Source organism: Gammaproteobacteria bacterium (assembly GCA_016200485.1).
In the GTDB taxonomy this organism is placed as follows: domain Bacteria; phylum Pseudomonadota; class Gammaproteobacteria; order Tenderiales; family Tenderiaceae; genus JACQEP01.
Genome location: JACQEP010000002.1, coordinates 1 through 15,532 on the forward strand (window position 1 = coordinate 1; position 15,532 = coordinate 15,532).

Annotated in this window: 16 protein-coding genes; 9 read left to right on the forward strand and 7 right to left on the reverse strand. The window is 55.4% G+C overall.

Features of this window, described 5'->3' with window-relative positions; genetic code table 11:
• Positions 1-182 precede the first annotated feature (182 nt).
• Both HY272_00320 and HY272_00325 read right to left on the reverse strand, forming a co-directional pair.
• Positions 183-764 (reverse strand): hypothetical protein, encoded by a 582-nt coding sequence (locus HY272_00320; GenBank protein MBI3771138.1) that lies wholly within the window; start codon positions 762-764, stop codon positions 183-185.
• Positions 765-885: 121 nt separating this feature from the next.
• Positions 886-2,250: an NAD-dependent succinate-semialdehyde dehydrogenase gene (locus tag HY272_00325; GenBank protein ID MBI3771139.1), complete on the reverse strand. Its 1,365-nt coding sequence runs from the start codon at positions 2,248-2,250 to the stop codon at positions 886-888.
• A 229-nt stretch (positions 2,251-2,479) separates the two neighbouring features.
• Here HY272_00325 and HY272_00330 point away from each other — a divergent pair, with 229 nt between their 5' ends.
• The 5 genes from HY272_00330 to HY272_00350 all read left to right on the forward strand — a co-directional run bounded on the left by HY272_00330 (position 2,480) and on the right by HY272_00350 (position 6,920).
• Complete coding sequence (locus HY272_00330) at positions 2,480-3,436, forward strand: complex I NDUFA9 subunit family protein (protein ID MBI3771140.1); 957 nt, start codon at positions 2,480-2,482, stop codon at positions 3,434-3,436.
• A gap of 12 nt (positions 3,437-3,448) precedes the next feature.
• Positions 3,449-4,666, forward strand: a complete 1,218-nt coding sequence (locus HY272_00335) for a multifunctional CCA addition/repair protein (protein MBI3771141.1) — start codon at positions 3,449-3,451, stop codon at positions 4,664-4,666.
• A 223-nt stretch (positions 4,667-4,889) separates the two neighbouring features.
• The gene (locus HY272_00340) at positions 4,890-5,246 is read left to right on the forward strand and encodes a DUF3579 domain-containing protein (GenBank protein ID MBI3771142.1); all 357 of its coding nucleotides are present in this window, start codon (positions 4,890-4,892) and stop codon (positions 5,244-5,246) included.
• 207 nt (positions 5,247-5,453) lie between these two features.
• Positions 5,454-5,696: a YdcH family protein gene (locus HY272_00345; GenBank protein ID MBI3771143.1), complete on the forward strand. Its 243-nt coding sequence runs from the start codon at positions 5,454-5,456 to the stop codon at positions 5,694-5,696.
• Positions 5,697-5,831: 135 nt separating this feature from the next.
• Positions 5,832-6,920: a DUF3108 domain-containing protein gene (locus tag HY272_00350; protein ID MBI3771144.1), complete on the forward strand. Its 1,089-nt coding sequence runs from the start codon at positions 5,832-5,834 to the stop codon at positions 6,918-6,920.
• 127 nt (positions 6,921-7,047) lie between these two features.
• On the opposite strand, the gene HY272_00355 is transcribed toward HY272_00350, so the two are convergent.
• Genes HY272_00355 through HY272_00375 form a run of 5 tightly spaced genes read right to left on the reverse strand, consistent with a single transcriptional unit; the run spans position 7,048 to position 10,123 of the window.
• Positions 7,048-7,716, reverse strand: a complete 669-nt coding sequence (locus HY272_00355) for a nucleotidyltransferase family protein (GenBank protein MBI3771145.1) — start codon at positions 7,714-7,716, stop codon at positions 7,048-7,050.
• Between the two features lie 59 nt (positions 7,717-7,775).
• Complete coding sequence (locus tag HY272_00360) at positions 7,776-8,798, reverse strand: NAD(P)-dependent glycerol-3-phosphate dehydrogenase (GenBank protein ID MBI3771146.1); 1,023 nt, start codon at positions 8,796-8,798, stop codon at positions 7,776-7,778.
• Between the two features lie 6 nt (positions 8,799-8,804).
• Positions 8,805-9,266, reverse strand: coding sequence for a protein-export chaperone SecB (gene secB / locus HY272_00365; protein MBI3771147.1), 462 nt, complete (start codon positions 9,264-9,266; stop codon positions 8,805-8,807).
• A gap of 44 nt (positions 9,267-9,310) precedes the next feature.
• Entirely contained in the window at positions 9,311-9,736 is a 426-nt protein-coding gene (locus HY272_00370) for a rhodanese-like domain-containing protein (protein MBI3771148.1), read from the reverse strand.
• A gap of 57 nt (positions 9,737-9,793) precedes the next feature.
• Positions 9,794-10,123, reverse strand: coding sequence for a winged helix-turn-helix transcriptional regulator (locus HY272_00375; protein ID MBI3771149.1), 330 nt, complete (start codon positions 10,121-10,123; stop codon positions 9,794-9,796).
• Positions 10,124-10,386: 263 nt separating this feature from the next.
• On the opposite strand from HY272_00375, the gene HY272_00380 reads away from it, so the two are divergent.
• The 4 genes from HY272_00380 to HY272_00395 all read left to right on the forward strand — a co-directional run bounded on the left by HY272_00380 (position 10,387) and on the right by HY272_00395 (position 15,497).
• Entirely contained in the window at positions 10,387-11,934 is a 1,548-nt protein-coding gene (locus HY272_00380; GenBank protein MBI3771150.1) for a 2,3-bisphosphoglycerate-independent phosphoglycerate mutase, read from the forward strand.
• Between the two features lie 19 nt (positions 11,935-11,953).
• On the forward strand, positions 11,954-13,108 hold the full coding sequence (locus HY272_00385) for a peptidoglycan DD-metalloendopeptidase family protein (GenBank protein ID MBI3771151.1): 1,155 nt from the start codon (positions 11,954-11,956) through the stop codon (positions 13,106-13,108).
• 108 nt (positions 13,109-13,216) lie between these two features.
• Entirely contained in the window at positions 13,217-14,572 is a 1,356-nt protein-coding gene (locus tag HY272_00390) for a S41 family peptidase (GenBank protein MBI3771152.1), read from the forward strand.
• 4 nt (positions 14,573-14,576) lie between these two features.
• Positions 14,577-15,497 carry a divergent polysaccharide deacetylase family protein gene (locus tag HY272_00395; GenBank protein MBI3771153.1) on the forward strand — a complete coding sequence of 307 codons (921 nt, stop codon included), beginning with the start codon at positions 14,577-14,579 and terminating at the stop codon, positions 15,495-15,497.
• Positions 15,498-15,532: the final 35 nt, after the last annotated feature.

A 15,532-nucleotide genomic window follows, 5' to 3' on the forward strand; every position in this document is an offset into this window, starting at 1 on the left:
ATGTTGAAGGACAACAAGCCCTTCGATAACACCCGCTTTTACGCGATTCCAGCATGAGCCGGAAAGTGCAAAAATTACAGAAAAAATGCTTGACCTCGAACAGAGTATCTACGGTACTACGGTCCTGCAAATTATGGGCTACGCTTGCTGACAAAACGGGGGAGGAGCCCATAGATATGGGCTCAATTTGTTTTGCCAAGATTGATCTCAAAAGAACTTTTCTTATAAATCTCTTTAAACTGACCCTGTTTGCCATCATACAAATAAATAAACACGATACTTTCGTATTCTTTATTATCCCACTCCTTCTCCCCGGTGTGAATCGCTGTACCAGACACAATAATGTCATGCCACCCATCCCCATTAACATCTACACCATCGACATCAAGACACTTACCCTTATAAACAAGTCCATTATCATGCGTATCCCATACATGAAGCACAAGGTTAGCGATACCAATAGTTCCATTTCCTTTCGGGGTAATTTCAAGAACAGTATCAATACGTGTATTTTTGCCAATATCGACTACGTAAGATGCCGTTTCATTATTAATATTAATTTCTTGAAATTGCGCCTTAGTATCTTGTTTGGTTAGCGATAAATAATGAGGTTCCGCCAGTACAAATATTGGACACAAGGACGCAAAAATAATTGAGGCCCTTAACAATCCCACAACACCAACTTTAGACCCGCAGGGTGGGCAACCCGTTTTCTTGGGTTGCCCACGCGGCACACTCAACCACAAAGATTTACAATTTTTCATATTCATTCGCTGCCGATAATTGTCCGCGCAGGCACAAAAAATATGCCCACCCTACTATTTTCTTCATATTGCCTTTCTTGGCGCCCTTTGCGTCCTTCGCGGTTAATAACGCTTTTGAACATCACCTCACCCACACCGTCTTCACATTCACAAACTCCCGCAACCCGTGATGACACAATTCTCGGCCGTAGCCGGAATTTTTCACGCCGCCGAACGGCAGCCGTGGATCGCTTTTCACCAGGCCATTGACAAACGCGGCACCGGATTGCAATAGTCGTGCAACACGTTCACCGCGGGCGCTGTCGCGCGTCCAGACGCTGCCACCGAGGCCGAAGGGTGAGTCGTTGGCAATGCGAATCGCATCGCTTTCATCCTGCGCCCGAATCACAATTGCCACCGGACCAAACAGTTCATCGCTGTAGGCGAGCATCCCTGGCTTTACATGATCGAGGATCGACGCCTGATAAAAGGCACCGGCGCGAGGCACGGGCGCGCAGCCGGTGACGGCGACCGCACCTTGATTGATAGAGGTTTGTACCTGGCGATGCAGTTCATCGACCAGATCGGCGCGTGCCAAGGGCGCCAGCGTGGTTGCCGGATCGAACGGATCACCCGGCTTAAGCGCTTCTACGGCTTGTTTAAAACGCGCGACAAATTCATCGGCGATAGCGGGCACGACGATAAACCGCTTGGCGGCAATGCAACTCTGGCCAGCGTTTAAAAACCGCGATTGGACGGCGACTTTCACCGCTTGTTCCAGATCGGCATCGTCAAGCACGATAAAGGCATCGGAACCGCCCAGCTCCAACACCGATTTTTTCAAATGCGCGCCTGCTGTGGCGGCGACTTTGCGCCCGGCGGGTTCACTGCCAGTAATCGTCACGGCATGCACGCGCGGATCGGCAATCACCGATTCCACTTGCGCGGAGGAGATCATCAAGGTGCGAAACACACCGGGGGGCAATCCCGCTTCGCGCCACACATCTTCAATCGCCAGCGCGCATTGCGGCACGTTGGAGGCATGCTTGAGCAGACCGCAATTACCCGCCACCAATGCGGGAGCGGCGAAACGGAATACCTGCCACAGTGGAAAATTCCAGGGCATGATTGCGAGCACCGTGCCGAGCGGTTGATAGGCAACAAAACTCTTGCCGGCATCAGTGGCGATCACTTCATCGGCGATAAAACTCGGGCCATGCTCGGCGTAATAGTCACACCCCGCCGCGCACTTTTCGACCTCGGCTTGGGCCTCGTGAAAAAGCTTGCCCATCTCCAGCGTGATCAGCCGCGCCAGCTCATCGCGACGCCGGCGTAACACCGCTGCCGCCCGCAGCAGGCACTCTACCCGTTGCGCGATGGGAGTCGCCGCCCAGCCGGGCGCTGCCTTTGTCGCTTGGGTGATTGCCGCGTCCACGGCCGGCGTCTCCCAGGCCGAATAACCCCCCAGCATCTCGCCGGTAGCGGGATTTCGTGATTTAAAGGTCATTTCAAACCCTCCAGATAAATTCAGGTAAAGGGAAAAAAGGATCCGTCATCTGCTACAGTCAGAGATCCATAATTTTCTCCCCTCCTTATGATGATAATGAGGGGATGAGAACCTAAATTCCAAGCACCATAAAGATAACCCCAGTATAACGTGCCAACTTGACCCCACTGTGGGATAAAGGGACAATTTGCGGCACTTTTCCGATTCCAGCATAGGATTCGTCTTTCGCATGCGCAGCAAAACGATTTGCCTTCTGGGGGGTACCGGTTTTGTCGGCCACCACCTCAGCGCCGCCCTGACCCAGGCCGGATATTCGGTATTGGTCCCGACCCGTCACCGCGAGCGCCATCGATCGCTGTTGGTATTGCCGGGCGTGACCGTGGTCGATGCCAATATTCACGACGAACCGACCCTGACCCGCCTGCTCAAAGACTGTGGCGCAGTGATCAATCTGGTGGCGATTCTCAATGAACACCGGCGCGGCGATTTCGAGCAGGTACACGTCGAGCTGCCGAAAAAAATCCTCCGCGCCTGCCATGCGAATGGCATCTCGCGCCTGATCCACATGAGCGCGCTCAATGCCAACACAACCCAAGGTAGCAGCGCCTACCTGCGCAGCAAGGGCAAGGGCGAAGACCTGGTTCACGCCGCCACTGACATGCAGGTCACCAGTTTCCGGCCGTCAATCATCTTTGGGCAGGACGATCATTTCTTCAATCGCTTTGCGACGCTGCTCCGCACGCTGCCAGTGATGCCGATCGCCTGCCCCGATAGCCGGATGGCGCCGGTGTTCGTCGGCGATGTAGTCACTGCAATTGTAAAATCGTTGAATGACAAAACCACCTTCGGCCAGCGTTATGAACTCTGTGGCCCGGAAGTGTTTACCCTGCAAGATCTGGTGACCTATACCGCCCGCTTGATCAAGAGCAAGCGTCGTCTGCTGCCGTTGGGCGATGGTCTGTCGGCGCTGCAAGGCCGCGTACTGGGAAGGTTGCCCGGCAAGCTGTTCACTTACGACAATTATCTGAGCCTGCAAACACCTGCTGTCTGCGGCCAGCCGTTTCCGCCGCAGTTTGGCATTCAGCCCGCCACCGTCGACAGCATTGTGCCGCTCTACATCGCGGGCCGTGATCTGCGCGGCCGTTATGATTACATGCGCCGTCAGGCGGCGCGTGATGCTGAGTAATTCACCACAATCGTGAAGATATATCAGGTCGGCGGCGCCGTCAGAGATCAACTCCTCGGCTTGCCGGTACAGGATCGCGACTGGGTCGTCGTCGGCGCCACGCCGGAGATGATGCTGACGCAAGGCTATCAGCCCGTCGGCAAGGACTTCCCGGTGTTTCTTCATCCACAAACACACGAGGAATATGCCCTCGCCCGTACCGAGCGCAAGACCGCGCCCGGCTACACCGGCTTTGCCTTTCATGCCGACCCATCAGTCACGCTGGAAGACGATCTGCTACGCCGTGATCTCACTATCAACGCCATGGCGCTGGATGAAAATGGCAACCTGATCGATCCTTACCACGGCCAGCGCGATTTAGCGCAAAAGATTTTGCGTCATGTATCACCGGCTTTTGTCGAAGACCCGGTGCGCATCCTGCGCTTAGCCAGATTTGCCGCCCGCTTTGCACCACTAGGATTCTCCATCGCCGATGAAACCATCACCTTGATGCAAACGATGGTCGCCAACGGCGAGGTCGATGCCCTGGTACCAGAACGGGTGTGGGCCGAATGCCAACGCGCACTGGGCGAGGCGCAACCCTCGGCCTTCATCACCACGCTGCATGAGTGCGGCGCTTTGAAAAAACTGATGCCGGAAATTGACGCCCTGTTCGGCGTACCGCAAACCGCGCATCACCATCCGGAGATCGATACCGGCATCCACACCTTGATGGTCATCGATCAGGCGGCGCGCCTGTGGCGCGACCCGATCATTGTCTGCGCCGCCTTGCTGCACGATCTCGGCAAGGCCACCACGCCCAAGACAGAATTACCGCAACACATCGCCCACGAAACGCGCGGCTTGCCCTTGATTCGCCAGCTCTGCCAACGGCTGCGCGTGCCTAACGATTATCGCGACCTGGCCTTGATCGTCGGCCAATATCATCTGCATAGTCACCGCGCCGCTGAATTGCGCGCCGATACCACCGTCGATTTATTACAAAAGACCGACGCCTTCCGCCGCCCGGAACGGTTTGAACAATTCCTGCGCGCCTGCGAGGCCGACAGTCGTGGTCGTGGCGGCCGCGAAGACACGCCGTATCCCCAAGCCGATTTGTTGCGACGTGCACTCGCCGCCGCACAGGCAGTAGACACCACCGCCATCACCACGCAAGGACTCATCGGCCCCGCCATCGCCGAAGCCATCCGCCAGGCGCGCATCAAGGCTGTGACTGCCATTAAATTCTAAAATCTCTGTGTCCTCGGTAACCGCTCTGAAGTACATGGATGTACAAATGCCGCGAGAGGGCATGGATGCCCGAAGCGGCCATGCGTTGCCCTTCGCATCCATGCGCTCGTCTGTACCTCTGTGGTGAAAAAATTTCTTTCCCCCCGCCCTTCAGAAATCATTTCACCATCCGATGTATGTGCAACTTGATTTCACAGCACAACCATCCAGGGAAAAAAACATTATGCAGTTCAGCAGTGACAGCACGAATCTGATTATCACCGGCGTTCAGGACAACAACAGCAAGTTCCGCCCCAGCGACTGGGCCGAGCGCCTGTCCTCATTGTGGGCCGAATTTGGCCGCGACCAGAAACTACGCTATTCCAGTAAGATATATCCCTGCATGATCGGAGATGATGTCTGCCTGATCGTCGCCAAAAGCCTGGGCCAGCAAGACCCCTCTGGTTATGAGTTTATTCTCAATTTTGCCCGCGAAAACCAGCTCAAGATCCAGGAGGACCGGCGCGAAAACTCATCGCCGACCAGCAATGAGCAGCGGAAAAATGACTGGAATTACAACCACTTCATCCCCAATCATTGACCTGGTCTAAAAATAATTCCCAATTAAAATCAACAGGATATATCCTTACACCCCACCTGCTACAGGCTTGACTTGGGTCAGCCAATCATGACAACCTGAAACTCGCCCCTAAGAAAACCCGGCCTCGGTAGTGGCAGCAGGCCGGCCTTATCCGGGCCTTAAACGTTACGAACGTCGCTATCCTCAATCACAAGCTGGAGGACACTTATGTACGGAGTACGTCACCCTTTAGTTACAGAATTTCCTGATCACACCTCAACGATCAGCCAAATGAAAACCAATGACCCGCAATTTGCGCGCCTGATGTCGGAGTATGACCAAACCGACAAGCGCATTTATGGCCTGGAACGAGCGAGCCTACCAGCTGCAGACAATTACGTGGAGGGATTAAAGAAACGTCGAGTACTTCTGAAGGACCGGATTTATTCGATGCTCACTCAGCAACGCTGACAATTGCTGCCGACAACTATAAACTCACTGCCAACCTCAGCGCGCCTCTGGCGCGCTTTTTTTTGTTTCTACCGACAGGCTCAAGTAATGTTGCGGCCATCTCGATACCAAACCAAAGATCATATCGATTAACGTATGAGCATGACCGATCTCCACCCAACCAAGCTCTCGCCCTGGGCGTTCGTTTTGTCGCTGGCGGCGCATTTCTTTTTGATCGCCCCCCAGCTCCATTTCACCGCCCTGTCTTTTGATGAGCCCAAAATCATCAAGGCAAGCCTGGTGGCACTGCCCAAACTGCAACCCGTCATGCCGTCGACCTCCGCAAAACCAGTGAACCCAGCGAAGCAAAAAAAGGGGGCGCCGCCTCCACCAGTAGCCACTCATCAACCCGCCATGAACACAGCTGGCGCGGAGAATATCTCGCCTGTTGCTGAACCTCCGCCGTCTTCTCCTAGCGCGACATCGATCGCTGCCGGCGAAGCCTCTGGCATCCCCGCAGTGGCCAAGGAAGAGCCCAAGCCAGCCCCCAGCGCCGGGACGACACCAACACCCGCGCAAGAAACAAAACCGATACCACACCCATCATCGGTCAATGTTGAAATTGAATTCGCCTTGTACAAAGGCACAAACGGGTTGAAAGTCGGCAGAGCCACACACACCTGGCAAATCACGAATGATACTTATCTCATTCGCAACGTCATCGAAGCCACGGGCATTTTTGCCATGATCAGATCGGGACAACTGGTGCAAACCAGCCAGGGCAAGGTCACGGGCAGCGGCCTGGAGCCCGACGTCTTTTCCGATCAGCGCGGCCCAATGGCAGACAATATATTTAGCTCCCTGTTTGACCGCCAACATCAGACCCTCACCTATGGCCGGGCGTCGGAAATGACCACTGTCGCGCTACCGCCACAGACTCAGGATCAGCTTTCTTTTATTTATCAATTCGTGCTGCAAGCCCCATTCACCGGGACGGTGCAATTTTCAATGACCAATGGCAGAAAGGTCGATACTTACGCCTATCAGGTCATCGGCGAAGAAACGCTGGAGACTGGACTGGGGAAATTACAAACATTACACCTGAGCAAGGTTCGCCAACCCAATGAAGATGGCGCGGAAGCCTGGCTGGCAAAAGATCACCAATATCTACCGGTGAAGATCAGGCTCACTGACAGAAATGGCGGAGTGGCGGAACAGATAGTCACTGCAATCCGGGCAAAGTAGGCGCTCTGAATTAGGATTCCATCCGCAAATAAACACGAATGAACGCAAAAAATGTCGGCGCAACCCCGCTCCTATATCATCAACGTTTCATCGATAAATTTCCAAGGCGATCATCGTGCCTTGATGATTAACTTTCCTTGCCGCGCAATTTTCGATCCAATGCTTGCAACCGCTCCGGCGTCCCCACATCCCACCACTCGCCGCGATAATGTTCGCCACTGACATCGCCGCGAGCCATCGCCGCCCGCAACAAAGGGGCTAATGGAAAACGTCCAGCCTGGCAACCGGCAAACAATTTTGGATCAAAGACTGCGATACCGCTATAGGTGAGCTTGGCTTCACCGTCGGCCATCACGCGTTGTTGCTGCAACACAAAATCGCCCTTGGGATGCTGCAGTGGATTATCGACCAGCACCAGATGCGCCAATGAACGCGGCGCCTGTAACAAATGCTCAAAAGGAAAATCGGTCCAGACATCACCATTCACGATGATGAACGGTGCATCGCCCAGCAACGGCAAGGCCTTGAAAATACCACCCCCCGTTTCCAGCGCCTCTGTTTCAGCGGAATATTGAATTTTCACACCATAACGCGCGCCATTGCCCAGCGTCTGTTCGATCTGCGCACCCAGGTGCGCAAGATTGATCACCAACTCACGCACCCCGATCGCAGCGAGCCTCAGGATGTGATACTCGATCAAACGCCGACCACCCACTTCCAACAATGGCTTGGGCGTGTGATCGGTCAACGGCCGCATACGCTCGCCACGGCCTGCGGCTAGAATCATTGCTTTCATGATTGAGGAGTGTAAGGGTTACAGCAACTGTTTAAAAGTGAAGGCAAATCAAGTGCACCCTATTTTTGTTCGGATTTCAGATCTCGCTGCAATAATAGCCCCACTGCCTCGCGTGGCGAACGGCCATGATAAAGCACTTGATACACCTGTTCGGTGATCGGCATGTCAATCCCCAGCGTCTGCGCCAAACGCCGTGCCTCCTGCGCTGCCGAGGCGCCTTCGATGACTTGCGCGATACTGCGCCGCGCCGCTGCCAGATCTTCGCCACGCCCCAGCGCCAAACCAAAACGTCGATTGCGCGACTGATCATCGGTGCAAGTCAGCACCAGATCACCCAAACCAGCCAACCCCATTAAGGTCTCGCGCTGGCCACCGAGCGCCACGCCCAGCCGCATCACTTCACTCAATCCACGCGTAATTAACGCGGCACGGGCATTGGCACCGAAACCCAGGCCATCGCTGATCCCGGCAGCAATCGCGAGTACGTTTTTGACCGCGCCGCCGACCTCAACGCCCACCATATCTTGCGAGGTGTAGGCGCGAAAACTATCGCTGCGCAAACGTAACGCCAACTCTGCCGCGAACTCGGCGCTAGGCGAGGCAATTGTCACTGCCGTCGGCAAACCCTTGGCCACTTCCGCCGCGAAGGTCGGCCCCGAAATCACTGCCACCGGATAACGCCCACCCAGCACATCGACCGCGATCTGATGCAACAGCTTGCCACTCTCGGGCTCAAACCCTTTGGTTGCCCAGATCAGGCGCGAGTCCAGTTTTAAAAAGGGGACGATTTGTTCCAAGGTAGAACGGAAGGCATGACTCGGCACTGCCAGTAGAAAATCCCGTACTTGCGCCACGGCCGATAGCTCATGACTGATACGCAGCGCAGATGGCAATTGAATTCCCGGAAGATACCGCTGATTGCAACCACTTGCGGCCAGTTGCGCCAGTTGCGCAGCATCACGCCCCCAGAGCGAGGTCGGCTGTCCGTTGCGCGCCAGCAAAACCGCCAGCGCCGTTCCCCAGGAACCGGCCCCCAATACTAACGTCGGAACCCGCGGCAGCGAATTGCCAGAAGCACCCATCGGCAATTAATGTGCAGCGCCTACGGCCTGTTGCTGTTGTTGCAGATGCTGGGTATAGATGAGATCGAAATTGACCGGCGCCAGCAACATTTGCGGGAAGCCGCCGCGCGTTACAAGATCAGAGACCGCTTCGCGCACATAAGGGAAGAGAATGCCGGGACAAAAACTGCCAAGCAAGTGACCCATTTGCGATTGCTCAAAACCGTCGGCCTGAAAAATACCCGCTTGTTGCACCTCGGCAAGATACGCAGTCTTGTCACCCATTTTGGCGGTCACCGTCACGGTCAGCACCACTTCATGCACGGCCGGACCGACATTTTCAACACGGGTGTTGAGCTGCACATTAACCTCCGGCTCCCATTTTTGCTCGGCGAAGATTGCCGGGGTATTGGGCGCTTCGAAGGAAAGGTCTTTAACGTAAACCTTTTGAATGCCAAACCGGCCCTGGACTTGATTTGCTTCTGACATGATTCTCACCTAACGTTTTTTGGATGTTATCAAGGAACCTCTGATTAACCCTTGCTCACCGGCATATTGGCGCCAGTCCAGGCCATGATCCCGCCATTCAATTTATAAACGGATTTAAATCCTTGCCGCTGCAAGATTGCGCTGGCCTTGGCGGCACGTTGCCCGGTACGGCAATACACGATTAGCGGCTTTTCTTTCAGCGATTCCAGCTCATTGCAACGCGACTCGAGTACGCCCACGGGTATATGACGGGCATTGATAATATGGCCTTCCTTGTACTCACCATCCTCACGCACATCGAGCACCACGGCCTCTTCGCGATTCATCAGCCGCACAGCCTCGTTGGGACTCACTTCCTTGAACCCCAGCAAATGACGCCGCGATTCATTTATCAACAACGCAACAACAGTCATCACCAAAGCTGTCACCAACCACGGGTGATTACCGACAAATTCAAAAAAACGTCCCATGAACCCACTCACTCTGGCGCTATTTCAACCACAAACAGCGCCGAAGCAAGTGCGGCGCTATTCAGTACAAAAGATCTCACGCATCATACTGATCAACTGCAAAGTACGGCGATCGCTGATGCGATAATATACACGATTGGCATCCTTACGGCAGGCCAAAATGTCCTTATCCCGTAAAATAGCCAGATGCTGGGAGATGTTGCTTTGCGAAGTACCGACTTGCTCGACGATGTCCTGCACATTGACTTCTTGATCCCCCACCGTACAGAGAATCTTGAGCCGTAGCGGATGCGACATCGCCTTCAATGAGCGCGCAGCGCGATCAATGTCCTCGTCCCGGTATATCAATCCTCCTTGCCCATCTCCATCATCCATTCTTTTAGGCATGACATGCACTACTCCTTCCGCTTTCATAGATTCCCCTATAGTCTTAAATCCATTAAGACACGCTTCAGCACCAAGTCCTTCTGGCACGCTTTAAAGCTTAACAGTTCTTATTTACCATGAATAGTATGTTTTTGTTTTGACAGGAGATAGTATATAATTTGCCCCCATTTTGTTACCTGTAGTTTGTTACAGGGATCATGTTGATCTGAACATACAACCAAGGGACTGGCATCCAACCCGCCAGCTCGTAACGCAAACAAACGATGCCTAATGCACCGAAACCCTTGACCCTGATTGTCCTTGATGGCTGGGGTTATAGCGAAGACCCAAGCTCCAACGCGATCGCCCACGCCAAAACCCCGGTTTGGGACAAGCTGTGGGCGAGCTATCCGCGTTCGCTGCTCACGTGTTCTGGCGCCGAAGTCGGCCTACCCTCTGACCAGATGGGGAATTCCGAGGTCGGACACCTGAATCTGGGGGCCGGCCGGGTGGTATACCAGGAATTCACTCGCATCAGCCGCGCCATCAAGACTGGCTCGTTTTTCACCAATCACACACTGACCAATGCCGTTGATCAGGCCATCGCCAACGGCAAGGCACTGCACATCCTGGGACTACTCTCTCCGGGCGGCGTCCATAGCCATGAAGAACATATCCAGGCCATGGCCCGCCTCGCGACTCAACGCGGCGCGCGCGAAGTGTATCTTCATGCCTTCCTCGATGGCCGCGATACCGCGCCCAAGAGCGCCGCATCCTCACTCAAGGCCATGGAACAGGTATTTACCGAATGCGGCGCCGGCCGCATCGCGTCGGTGATTGGCCGTTATTACGCCATGGACCGCGACCACCGCTGGCCACGTATTCAGGCCGCCTACGAGCTGATCACAAACGGCAAGGGCGAGTTCACTACCCCTAACGTACTGAGCGCCCTCGAAGCCGCCTACAGCCGTGGCGAAACCGATGAGTTTGTAAAGGCCACGGCCATTATCCCGGCGGGCAAGGCGCCGGTCACCATCAACGATGGCGACGTGGTGATTTTCATGAATTACCGCTCCGACCGCGCGCGCCAGATTGCCCGCGCCTTCGCCGAAGACGATTTCCCGGGTTTTGATCGCGGCACACGCCCGAAACTCGGCGCCTTCGTCAGCCTGACCGAATATCAAAGTGACCTGCCGGTACCCACGGCATTTCCACCGGAGCGGCTCGGCAACAGCTTTGGCGAATACATCGCCCGTTGCGGCCTGCGCCAATTACGCATTGCCGAAACTGAAAAGTACGCGCATGTGACGTTCTTCTTCAATGGCGGTGAAGAAAAGGTATTTCCGGGCGAAGATCGCATCCTCGTCCCCTCGCCCAACGTTGCGACCTATGACCTGCAGCCCGAGATGAGCGCTGTCGAGCTGACCGACAAGCTGGTCGCCGCCATCGAGAGCGGCAAGTACGATGCCATCATCTGCAACTACGCCAATCCCGACATGGTGGGCCATACCGGCAACTTCGATGCCGCCGTGAAGGCCATTGAGACCATCGACCTGTGCCTGGGGCGTGTCATCGCCGCCCTGCAGAAGGTGGGCGGCGAGGCGTTGATCACCGCCGATCATGGCAACGCCGAACGCATGCGCGACACCGAAACCGGCCAAGCCCACACCGCGCACACGCACAATCCGGTACCGTTTATTTACGTTGGCCGCGCTGCAACACCCTGCAACGGCCGTGGCTCGCTTGCCGATGTCGCGCCGACCATGCTTTATTTGATGGGATTGGCCGCGCCCAGCGAAATGAGCGGCCATCCGTTAATGATTTTGCAATAATATTTGCGATAATCGACGGATGCCTATCGCCGTCGCAAGCTCATTTCTTCGTTTTTTTGTCGCCAGCCTGATACTGGCCACCTCATCAGTCAGCCTCGCCGAAAACCTTGAACAAAAAACCGAGGAACTGGAACAACTGCGGCAAAACATCAAAACCATCAAGAAAGAGCTCTCACTCGAGCAAATCCGCCAGAACACATTGCAGCGCGAATTGGCCAAAACCGAAAAAGAGGCCAGCCGCCTGCATCAAGAACTGCGCCGCCTGGACAACGATCTCCGTCAGCAGCAACAAACCAAACATGACCTTGAAAACGAGATCGCCCATCTCGACCAAACGCTGCAATCCCAGCGCCAGCAACTGGCGGTCCAAATCCGCGCCAATTATGGCAACAGCGCTCAATCGCCGATCAAGCTATTGCTCAATCAGGAAGACCCTACCGCCATCGATCGCCTGCTGCACTATCATCATTATGTACAGCAGGCCCAGGCTCACATTATCACCAAGGCCCAATACAACCGCACTCAACTCAGCCAGCTGGAACAAGAGCTACAACACCAGACTGAAAAGCTGGAGGCCATTCAGTCCGCACAAAAACAACGGCACCAGGAACTCACTGCCGCCCAGCAACAACGCAGCAAATTATTAACCCAATCCCAACGCCGCGCGGATCGTCAGGAACAAAAGCTCGAACAACTGGTCGAAGATGCACAGGAGTTGAGTGAATTGATCAAGCGCCTGCAAGCCAAGCGCCGTACTCAGCCGTACATCCCCAAGAGCAAATCCCTGGCCGAACTCAAGGGCAAACTGCTGTGGCCGATCGAAGCCCCGCTACGCCACCGTTTTGGCAGCCCGCGCAACCAAACGTCTCTCACCTGGCAAGGCGTAGTGCTTGACGGCAAGAGCGGCCAGGAGGTGCAGGCTATCGCCCCCGGACGGGTCGCCTTTGCCGAGTGGATCCGTGGCTATGGCCTGCTGCTTATTGTTGATCATGGTGAGGGTTACATGAGCCTCTATGGGCATAACCAAGCCCTGCTCAAGGAAGCCGGTGACGAAGTGAACGCCGGAGAGAGTATCGCCACTGTCGGCAACAGCGGTGGCCAGGAAATCCCCGGCCTGTATTTCGAAATCCGCAAGGATGGCAAACCAGCGGATCCGGCACTTTGGTGCCATTAAGGCCCTTATTTTTTGCTTGTAAGTTGCCGCTATAGCTTAGTATTCTGCAATTCGACTAGAATCCAGCGCATTTCCTTATAATTTTTGGAGCCACGAATGAAATTGCCCATGCGTTCCCTGCTCATCCTCAGTATTGGACTGGTGATGGGGGTATCCCTGACCATCGGCCACGGTGTGCTCGCACAGCGTGACGCCGCCAAAGGCGGGGCGCCGCTGCCTCTCGACGAGATGCGCACCTTTACCGAGGTCTTTGGCAAAATCAAATCCGACTACGTCGAACCGACCGAAGACTCCACGCTGCTGGAAAATGCCATTCGCGGCATGCTCACTGGCCTTGATCCACACTCTTCGTACCTCGATGCCGAGGCCTATCGCGAACTGCAAGTGGGCACCACCGGTGAGTTCGGCGGCCTGGGCATTGAAGTCGGGATGGAAGATGGCTTCGTCAAGGTGATTTCCCCGATCGACGACACCCCGGCGCAACGTGCAGGCGTCAAAGCCGGCGACCTGATCATTCGCATCGACGAAACACCGGTCAAAGGTTTGAGCCTCAACGAGGCCGTGAAATTGATGCGCGGCAAACCCGGCACCGACATCGTGCTCCAGATCATGCGCGAAGGCCTGGAAAAACCGCTCAAGATCACGGTCACCCGCGCCATTATCAAGGTCAACAGCGTCAAGACCGAGTCCCTGGATAAGGGTTTTGGTTATTTGCGCATCACCCAGTTCCAGGCCAACACCGGCGAAGACATGGTGCAAGCGCTGAGCAAACTGAAGAAAGACAATGAAGGCGGCCTCAAGGGTATGATCCTGGACCTGCGTAATAATCCGGGCGGTGTTCTTAACGCAGCAGTCGCGGTCTCCGATGCCTTCCTTGAAGATGGCTTAATTGTCTACACCGAAGGCCGCGTTAACGATTCGCAGATGCAGTTCAAAGCCACTCCAAACGATATTTTGAAGGGCGCGCCGATCATCGTTCTGGTCAACGGTGGCTCGGCGTCGGCGTCGGAAATCGTTGCCGGAGCGCTACAGGATCACAAACGCGCCATCATCATGGGCAGTAAGACCTTCGGCAAAGGCTCGGTGCAAACCATCCTGCCGATGCAAAACGGCGCCGCCCTGAAACTGACCACGGCCCGCTATTTCACGCCATCCGGCCGCTCAATCCAGGCTGAAGGCATCAATCCTGACATCGCACTGGAAAACGTGAAGGTCACCGCCGTCGAGTCCAGCGGCTTTGACCCGATCAAGGAGGCCGACCTGTCACGCCACCTGCGCAACGACAAACAGGAGGAGGAAGCGGCACCGCCGAAGGAATCCAAGAACGGCAAAGACAAGGATGCCAAGGGCAGCAAGAAGGACGGCGACAAGCCGGCCAAGATCAGTCTTGCCGACCGCGACTATCAACTCTACGAGGCGCTGAACCTGCTCAAGGGACTTTATATCTTGCAGCAGCAACACTAAACCAATGACCACAGCGCGCCACAGGCGAGGCCAGTTTTTCAGGATCATCCTGACCGGCCTCGCCGCTGTGGCGCTCACGCCCGTCCACGCCCAATCACTGCAACCAGAGCCGGTACCGCCGCGCATCAGCATTATCATCGACGACCTCGGCGACCAGTTCGAACGTGATTGGCGCGTTGTACGTCTTCCCGGCGCGGTCAGTCTCGCCTTTCTGCCCTATAGCCCCTATAGCCGCGACCTGGCCGAGCGCGCCCATCGCCTGGGCAAAGATGTGCTGCTGCATTTGCCGATGGAATCGATTGAACATCATCCCCTCGGCCCAGGCGCCATCACGCTCGACATGACCGAAAACGAAGTCCTGCGCACCATCAGTGCCGACCTCGCCTCCGTGCCACATGCCATCGGCATCAATAACCACATGGGCAGTTTACTCACCCGCCACCCCGGCCACATGCAATGGCTGATGAGTGAATTAAAACGCCGTGGCAATCTCTTTTTTATCGACAGCCGCACCACCGCCCGTACGGTTGCCTTGCGACTGGCACAAGAAAATCAGGTGCCGGCACTGGGGCGCGATGTCTTTCTCGACGACGATCCCAGCCCCGCCGCGATCAAGCATGAATTTCAGCGCCTGATCAAACTTGCACGCCAGCAGGGACACGCCGTCGCCATCGGCCATCCCCACCAAAGCACGCTCAACCTTCTCGAGCGCGAATTGCCCACACTCGAAAGCCTGGGCATCCAGCTCATCCCCATCTCCGCCCTGATCCTGGCCCCAAATGCATCTACACCAACAGAAGCCGCCGTCGATAACCAAAATGACAATAAGGCACTGGTGTATTACCAATCACGCAACACTTCAGCAATACCCACTGAGCGCGGTATTGCACCACCGCCACTACCCGCGTCAGCGACACTCCGTTAAACTTCGACAAGATTTCTAGACTTTGGCACAATATG

Bases quoted from the DNA above. Each gene is read 5' to 3' on its own strand.
- HY272_00320 (MBI3771138.1), bottom strand. From the start codon at position 764: ATGAAAAATTGTAAATCTTTGTGGTTGAGTGTGCCGCGTGGGCAACCC.
- HY272_00325 (MBI3771139.1), bottom strand. From the start codon at position 2,250: ATGACCTTTAAATCACGAAATCCCGCTACCGGCGAGATGCTGGGGGGT.
- HY272_00330 (MBI3771140.1), top strand. From the start codon at position 2,480: ATGCGCAGCAAAACGATTTGCCTTCTGGGGGGTACCGGTTTTGTCGGC.
- HY272_00340 (MBI3771142.1), top strand. From the start codon at position 4,890: ATGCAGTTCAGCAGTGACAGCACGAATCTGATTATCACCGGCGTTCAG.
- HY272_00345 (MBI3771143.1), top strand. From the start codon at position 5,454: ATGTACGGAGTACGTCACCCTTTAGTTACAGAATTTCCTGATCACACC.
- HY272_00350 (MBI3771144.1), top strand. From the start codon at position 5,832: ATGAGCATGACCGATCTCCACCCAACCAAGCTCTCGCCCTGGGCGTTC.
- HY272_00355 (MBI3771145.1), bottom strand. From the start codon at position 7,716: ATGAAAGCAATGATTCTAGCCGCAGGCCGTGGCGAGCGTATGCGGCCG.
- HY272_00360 (MBI3771146.1), bottom strand. From the start codon at position 8,798: ATGGGTGCTTCTGGCAATTCGCTGCCGCGGGTTCCGACGTTAGTATTG.
- secB (MBI3771147.1), bottom strand. From the start codon at position 9,266: ATGTCAGAAGCAAATCAAGTCCAGGGCCGGTTTGGCATTCAAAAGGTT.
- HY272_00370 (MBI3771148.1), bottom strand. From the start codon at position 9,736: ATGGGACGTTTTTTTGAATTTGTCGGTAATCACCCGTGGTTGGTGACA.
- HY272_00375 (MBI3771149.1), bottom strand. From the start codon at position 10,123: ATGCCTAAAAGAATGGATGATGGAGATGGGCAAGGAGGATTGATATAC.
- HY272_00380 (MBI3771150.1), top strand. From the start codon at position 10,387: ATGCCTAATGCACCGAAACCCTTGACCCTGATTGTCCTTGATGGCTGG.
- HY272_00385 (MBI3771151.1), top strand. From the start codon at position 11,954: ATGCCTATCGCCGTCGCAAGCTCATTTCTTCGTTTTTTTGTCGCCAGC.
- HY272_00390 (MBI3771152.1), top strand. From the start codon at position 13,217: ATGCGTTCCCTGCTCATCCTCAGTATTGGACTGGTGATGGGGGTATCC.
- HY272_00395 (MBI3771153.1), top strand. From the start codon at position 14,577: ATGACCACAGCGCGCCACAGGCGAGGCCAGTTTTTCAGGATCATCCTG.